Origin of the sequence: Flavobacterium sp. XS2P24, assembly GCF_030010285.1 — a bacterium.
GTDB lineage: Bacteria > Bacteroidota > Bacteroidia > Flavobacteriales > Flavobacteriaceae > Flavobacterium > Flavobacterium algoritolerans.
The window spans coordinates 1-6,286 of the sequence record NZ_JASCRU010000047.1; the positions used below are offsets into that span (position 1 = coordinate 1).

At 35.0% G+C, this 6,286-nt stretch carries 5 protein-coding genes; 3 read left to right on the forward strand and 2 right to left on the reverse strand.

Annotated features, from left to right (window positions below; genetic code table 11):
• Window positions 1-123 precede the first annotated feature (123 nt).
• Window positions 124-1,086 (reverse strand): arginase, encoded by a 963-nt coding sequence (locus QLS31_RS15825; RefSeq protein ID WP_282744648.1) that lies wholly within the window; start codon window positions 1,084-1,086, stop codon window positions 124-126.
• An 11-nt stretch (window positions 1,087-1,097) separates the two neighbouring features.
• Entirely contained in the window at window positions 1,098-2,381 is a 1,284-nt protein-coding gene (rocD, locus tag QLS31_RS15830; RefSeq protein WP_099714931.1) for an ornithine--oxo-acid transaminase, read from the reverse strand.
• A 230-nt stretch (window positions 2,382-2,611) separates the two neighbouring features.
• Between rocD and QLS31_RS15835 the strand changes: the two genes are divergently transcribed.
• The 3 genes from QLS31_RS15835 (at window position 2,612) to QLS31_RS15845 (ending at window position 6,165) form a co-directional block, all read left to right on the forward strand.
• A complete protein-coding gene (locus QLS31_RS15835) occupies window positions 2,612-3,064 on the forward strand; it encodes an Lrp/AsnC family transcriptional regulator (protein ID WP_121342439.1) in 453 nt (150 codons plus the stop codon).
• 16 nt (window positions 3,065-3,080) lie between these two features.
• On the forward strand, window positions 3,081-5,282 hold the full coding sequence (locus tag QLS31_RS15840; protein ID WP_282744649.1) for a penicillin acylase family protein: 2,202 nt from the start codon (window positions 3,081-3,083) through the stop codon (window positions 5,280-5,282).
• Window positions 5,283-5,394: 112 nt separating this feature from the next.
• A complete protein-coding gene (locus tag QLS31_RS15845; RefSeq protein ID WP_282744650.1) occupies window positions 5,395-6,165 on the forward strand; it encodes a dienelactone hydrolase family protein in 771 nt (256 codons plus the stop codon).
• Window positions 6,166-6,286: the final 121 nt, after the last annotated feature.

The window sequence follows — 6,286 nt, forward strand, 5'->3', positions numbered from 1 at the left end:
TCTACAAGACTCTTCACTCCCAAAATTTGCTGTAAAATTGAATAGATTCATCGCTCTTTTTTTATCAAATATAAGCCTTTTATTTAATTATGGGTAATTGCGGACAATCAAAAAAAAAATAAACTATTCAATAGGAAGAACAAGTGTTGTAGTTATAGCTTCCAAAACCTCAAAAGCAGTTTCTGCCATTTTATTTCCTTTGGTGTCCAATAAAGGATTTACCTCCACAAATTCAATGCAAACAACTTTTTTTGTTTGGATAATTTGATTGATGATCGCTATGATTTCGTACTGATCAAAACCTTTGGGAACCGGTGTTCCTGTTCCATAAGAAATCATATCACAATCCATGGAATCCACATCAAAAGAAATATACAAAACTTCACAATGTGTTAATTTTGACAAAGCTTCAGCGACACACGTTTCCAATCCTCTGTAACGCACTTCATCAACCTTATAATTCTTGATATTCAATTTTTCAATTTGCTTATCTTCCTCTTCCTCAGTATCACGAACTCCAAAATAAATCAGATTTTCAGCCAAAACTTTTGGTCCTTTATATCCTATATTTTTCATTTCCTCCCAATGTTGTTGGGTTTCTGGAGCTACATCATTATTCTGGCAACTCAAATTATCATCCGCAAGAGCCGCTGACAATGGCATTCCGTGAATATTCCCAGATGGTGAAGTGTAAGGCGAATGCAAATCAGCATGGGCATCAATCCAAAACACGCCAATATTTTGCTCCGGAAAAGTTGCTTTTATACCACTTAAAGTCCCTAACGCCGAAGAATGATCTCCTGATAAAACAATTGGAAAATAATTCCCTGCTAAATTTTTCTTTACCGCATTACAAACTCTGGTGCACTGCTCTACAACATGCTCAATTCTTTTGGCAGAAGTACTTCGATTTTTATCATAAATGGATTCGTTGTGTGTTTTTACATCTTCAAATTCAAATTGATTAAAATAATCACTGTTTTGATTAATTGCAGCGATTTCGATAGCATCAATCCCCAAGTCAGAACCTCGCGTACCAGCACCTATATCAGATCTGTTTTTTATTAATTTTATCGCTTTTCCCATTATCACTTAAATTATCTGAAATCGTTTAAAGCTCTTTCGATAATACCCAAACACTCATAAATTTGAGATTCAGTAATTACTAATGGCGGTGCTAAACGAATTTTATTACCATGTGTTGGTTTTGCCAATAATCCGTATTCGCTGAATTTCATACAAATATTCCAAGCCAAATCAGATTCTTCATCACAATTGATAACAATGGCATTCAATAATCCTTTTCCTCTAACCAATGTAATTAATGAATTTCTGGAAGCAATCTCATTAAGTCCTGTTCTTAAAACTTCGCCTAAGTAAGCCGCATTTTGTGCCAAATTTTCCTCTTTTACCACTTCAAGCGCCGCAATAGCAACAGCAGCTGCAATCGGATTTCCTCCAAAAGTAGAACCGTGTTGTCCCGGTTTAATGACATTCATAATGTGATCATTGGCTAAAACTGCCGAAACAGGATACACACCCCCAGAAATTGCTTTCCCTAAAATAAGAATATCAGGTTTCACTTCTGGTTTACCTTCACAACCTTTTTTACACTCACAATTTCCGCAAGTTGCCAATAATCTTCCCGTACGGGCAATTCCTGTTTGCACTTCATCAGCAATAAATAAAACATTGTGTGCTTCACAAAGCGCTTTAGTTCTCGCTAAATATCCTTCGGTAGGAACATAAACTCCTGCTTCACCTTGAATAGGTTCCACTAAAAATCCTGCTATATTTGGTGTTGATTTTAATACGTTTTCCAAAGCTTCGACATCATCGTATGGAATTTTTATAAATCCGGCCGTGAATGGTCCAAAGCTTTTACGAGCAGTTTCATCATTTGAAAATGAAATAATTGTTGTTGTTCTTCCGTGAAAATTGTTTTCACAAACGATGATTTGCGCTTGATTTTCAGGAATTCCTTTTACTTCATATGCCCATTTTCTACATAATTTTAAAGCAGTTTCCACTGCTTCAGCACCAGTATTCATGGGTAATACTTTATCAAAACCAAAATACTTGGTTACATATTCTTCATACGGTCCTAATTGATCATTATGGAAAGCACGTGAAGTCAAGGTCAATGTTTGCGCTTGTTTTATCATGGCACCAACAATTTTTGGATGACAATGTCCTTGATTTACGGCAGAATATGCCGATAAAAAATCATAATATTTTTTTCCGTCCACATCCCAAACATAAACACCTTCGCCTTTTTCTAAAACTACAGGTAAAGGATGGTAATTGTGAGCTCCGTATTGATTCTCTTTTGCTATCAACGCTTCAGATTTTGAAGAAAGGTTTTGTTCTGTATGTGTCATGATGTTTCTATTTTAATATAATAAAGTACAAAATTACTATTTTTTTTTAATTTACCAATAAAAATAAATATTTTGACTTTTATAAAGATACTATTTGAAAATATTTTCTTAATTTAGATTAAAAATAAGTCATTTTTAAATTTACAATTCAATTTACAGATGCATTTCGAAATAAATAAAAATAAGTACTTTTATACAAATACAAAAGCATCATTTATAATCAAACCAACATGGATATATTAGACGAATTCGACATCAATATTATCAAAGAATTAGAAAAAGACGGAAGAATGGCGTATTCAGCCATAGCTACTAATCTAAAAATATCAAATACAATGGTGCATCAACGCATCAATAGATTAATGGAACAAGGAATAATTACAGGGATAAAGCCTCTAATTAATGAAAAAAAAGTAGGTTACGATTGGGGCTCATTTACTGGAATTACCTTAAATAAAGATCAAGATTCAGACAGGATTATTGAAGAACTGAAAAACATTCCTGAAATAACAGAATGCTATTACATCACCGGATCCTTTACTCTTTACATAAAAATTATTGCCAGAGATCACGAACACATGCGTAAAGTTCTGTATGAAAAAATAGATAACATTCCCGGTATTGCCAAAACGGATTCTATAATCGAATTGGGTTGTGCATTTAAACGAAATGTAAGTCTCTAACATAATATTCCATAAAATGAAATATTTCAAGAACCATTTACCACTGATAGTTTTAGTTTTTTGTTTTAGTTTCTCCATGTTTTCACAAAAGATATCAAACCAAGAAATAGCAAGACTAAAAAAACTCTCACAACAAGTAACCATTATCCGAGACAATTGGGGAATTGTGCATGTATATGGCAAAACAGATGCCGATGCCGTTTTTGGAATGTTGTACGCGCAATGTGAAGACGATTTTAAACGGGTAGAAATGAATTACATTGAAAAATTGGGACGCCTTTCCGAAATCAAAGGGCAATCAGGTTTATATAATGATTTAGAAATTAAACTTTTGATTGACACCGAGGAAGCAAAAGCCGATTATAAAAAAGCAGCACCTTGGTTGAAAAAATTATTAAACAGTTATGCGGACGGAATCAACTTTTACCTATACAATCACCCCGAAGTAAAACCCGCTTTATTGACTCATTTTGAACCTTGGTTTCCATTACTTTGGACAGACGGAAGTATTGGGGCAATCAGTACCGCTGATCTTTCAACCGGAGAATTGAAAGCTTTTTATTCCGGAAACACGGATAAAGTGGCCTACATAGAACGTGAAAAAGACGTACAAACTGGTTCCAACGGATTTGCAATTGCTCCTTCAAAAACAGCATCTGGAAGTGCAATTTTATACATTAATCCACATACCTCTTTTTATTTTCGACCAGAAATACAAATGAGCAGTGAAGAAGGATTGAATGCCTACGGAGCAGTAACATGGGGACAATTTTTTATTTATCAAGGATTTAATGAAAACTGCGGTTGGATGCATACCTCTTCAAATGTGGATGTTGCCGATATGTATGCCGAGAAAATCGTAACCAAAAACAACAAACTATTTTACGAATACGATAACAAATTAGTTCCGGTTATCGAGAAAAAAATAACCATCAAGTATCTTGAAAACGGGAAACTGGTCCCTAAAACATTCAACACCTATTACACCAATCACGGTCCAATCATGGCCAAAAGAGACGGAAAATGGATTAGCTTAAAATCGAATAATCGGTCGATGAAAAGTCTGGAACAAAGCTGGGTGAGAACAAAATCAAAAAGTTTTGAAGAGTATAAAACGGCAATGAATTTGAAAGCCAATACCTCAAATAATACTGTTTATGCAGATAAAGAGGGGAATATTGCCTACTGGCATGGGAATTTTATTCCTATTCGAGACAAAAAACTGAATTGGTCAAAAGTGATGGACGGCACAACACCGGCAACGCAATGGAAAGGATTGCACGAAGTTTCAGAAACAGTTCATTCCTATAATCCCATAAACGGCTGGTTGCAAAACTGTAATTCTACACCCTATACCGTGGCTGGTGACAATAGTCCAAAAGAGGAAAACTATTTGCCTTACATGGCGCCAGATGGAGAAAGTTTCAGAGGATTGAATGCGGTTCGATTATTAAGTAAAGGCAATACCTATACATTAGACAAAGTAATTGCCGACGGTTATGACACGAAACTGACGGCTTTCGAATTTTTAATTCCATCTTTAATTTCCAGTTTCGAAAAAAACATCAGTGCCAATAATCCGCTTTACACAGAATTGTCAGAACCAATAACGATATTGAAAAATTGGGATTATTATGCCAAAGAGAATTCTGTCGCGACAACCTTAGCTGTGGAATGGGCTTATAGATTAAACCCAATTATTCAAAAAGTATATACTAATGAAGGCGAAATGGACCAAGTGGAAAACACGCGTAATTTTGTAAAAAATGCAACACCAGACCAATTGCTTCCTCAACTACAAACAGTTATAAACGAATTGAAAATGAAATTTGAAACCTGGCAAATTCCTTGGGGAGAAATCAATCGTTTCCAGAGAACTTCCGGCGAGATTGCTATGAATTATAATGATGCCCTGGAAAGTCTACCTATTGGATACGGACCCGCGCTTTGGGGAAGTTTACCCGCTTTCAAAAGCAATTATCAAAAAGATACCAAAAAGCGCTATGGAACTAACGGTAACAGTTTTGTATGCGCAGTAGAATTTGGACCAAAAATAAAAGCCAAATCAATACTTGCAGGCGGAAACAGCGGTGATCCAAAATCGAAACATTTTTATGATCAGGCTGAAATGTACCGAAAAGGACAATTTAAGGATGTATTATTTTATAAAGATGATGTTCAAAAAAATGCCGAAAAAACGTATCATCCCGGCGAATAGTTTTTTAACTCCTCATCATAAAGATTAAATATACAGTTATAAATTAAAAAAATCAAAGCCCTAATTTTTGGACTAATTAATTGAGACATTTGTAAAAATAAAAACACCCAATATGAAAAATATCTTCTTTGCTTTATTAGGATTTCTATTGCTTTCCAATGGCGCATTTGCACAATTGAAAGCAGTAAAGTACACGGATGGAAATCAAAAATTAAATGGTTTGTCAATTGCACCTAAAAAAGGAGGCAAAACTAAACCTGGAATCTTAATCCTTCCCGCTTGGAAAGGAATTGATACGCATTCCAAACAATCTGCAGAAAAATTGTCAAACATGGGCTATTATGCTTTTGTAGCTGATATTTATGGTGAAGGAAACTACCCAACAAACACGCAAGAAGCTGGAAAGCAAGCTGGTATTTACAAAAATAATGTAGCTGATTATCAAAGACGCATTCAACTTGCTTTAGACCAATTAGTGAAAGCAGGTGCAAATCCAGATAATATTGTTTTCATAGGCTACTGTTTTGGGGGAACTGGCGTACTTGAAGCTGCAAGAGCAGGAATGAAAATCCAAGGAGCAGTTTCTTTCCATGGTGGTTTAGGACGAGATGCTGCAAGAGTAAATAATCCAATTGCTGCAAAAATTTTAGTGCTTCACGGTGCTGATGACCCTTATGTTCCAGTTGCAGAAGTAACTGCTTTTCAACAAGAAATGAGAGATACAAAAGCGGATTGGGAAATGATTTATTACGCTAATTCAGTACATGCTTTTACAGAACCTGAAGCTGGGAATGATAATTCTAAAGGAGCCGCTTACAACGAAAAAGCTGCTAAACTTTCATGGGAACGTATGAATTCTTTCTTAAAAGAAGTTTTGAACTAATTTTTTATTGATTGTCCGCAATTACCCATAATTAAATAAAAGGCTTATATTTGATAAAAAAAGAGCGATGAATCTATTCAATTTTACAGCAAATTTTGGGAGTGAAGAGTCTTGTAGACTT

What these genes read in the sequence shown, in the direction of transcription:
- QLS31_RS15825 (WP_282744648.1), bottom strand. Translation starts at nt 1,086, where the DNA reads ATGGGAAAAGCGATAAAATTAATAAAAAACAGATCTGATATAGGTGCT.
- rocD (WP_099714931.1), bottom strand. Translation starts at nt 2,381, where the DNA reads ATGACACATACAGAACAAAACCTTTCTTCAAAATCTGAAGCGTTGATA.
- QLS31_RS15835 (WP_121342439.1), top strand. Translation starts at nt 2,612, where the DNA reads ATGGATATATTAGACGAATTCGACATCAATATTATCAAAGAATTAGAA.
- QLS31_RS15840 (WP_282744649.1), top strand. Translation starts at nt 3,081, where the DNA reads ATGAAATATTTCAAGAACCATTTACCACTGATAGTTTTAGTTTTTTGT.
- QLS31_RS15845 (WP_282744650.1), top strand. Translation starts at nt 5,395, where the DNA reads ATGAAAAATATCTTCTTTGCTTTATTAGGATTTCTATTGCTTTCCAAT.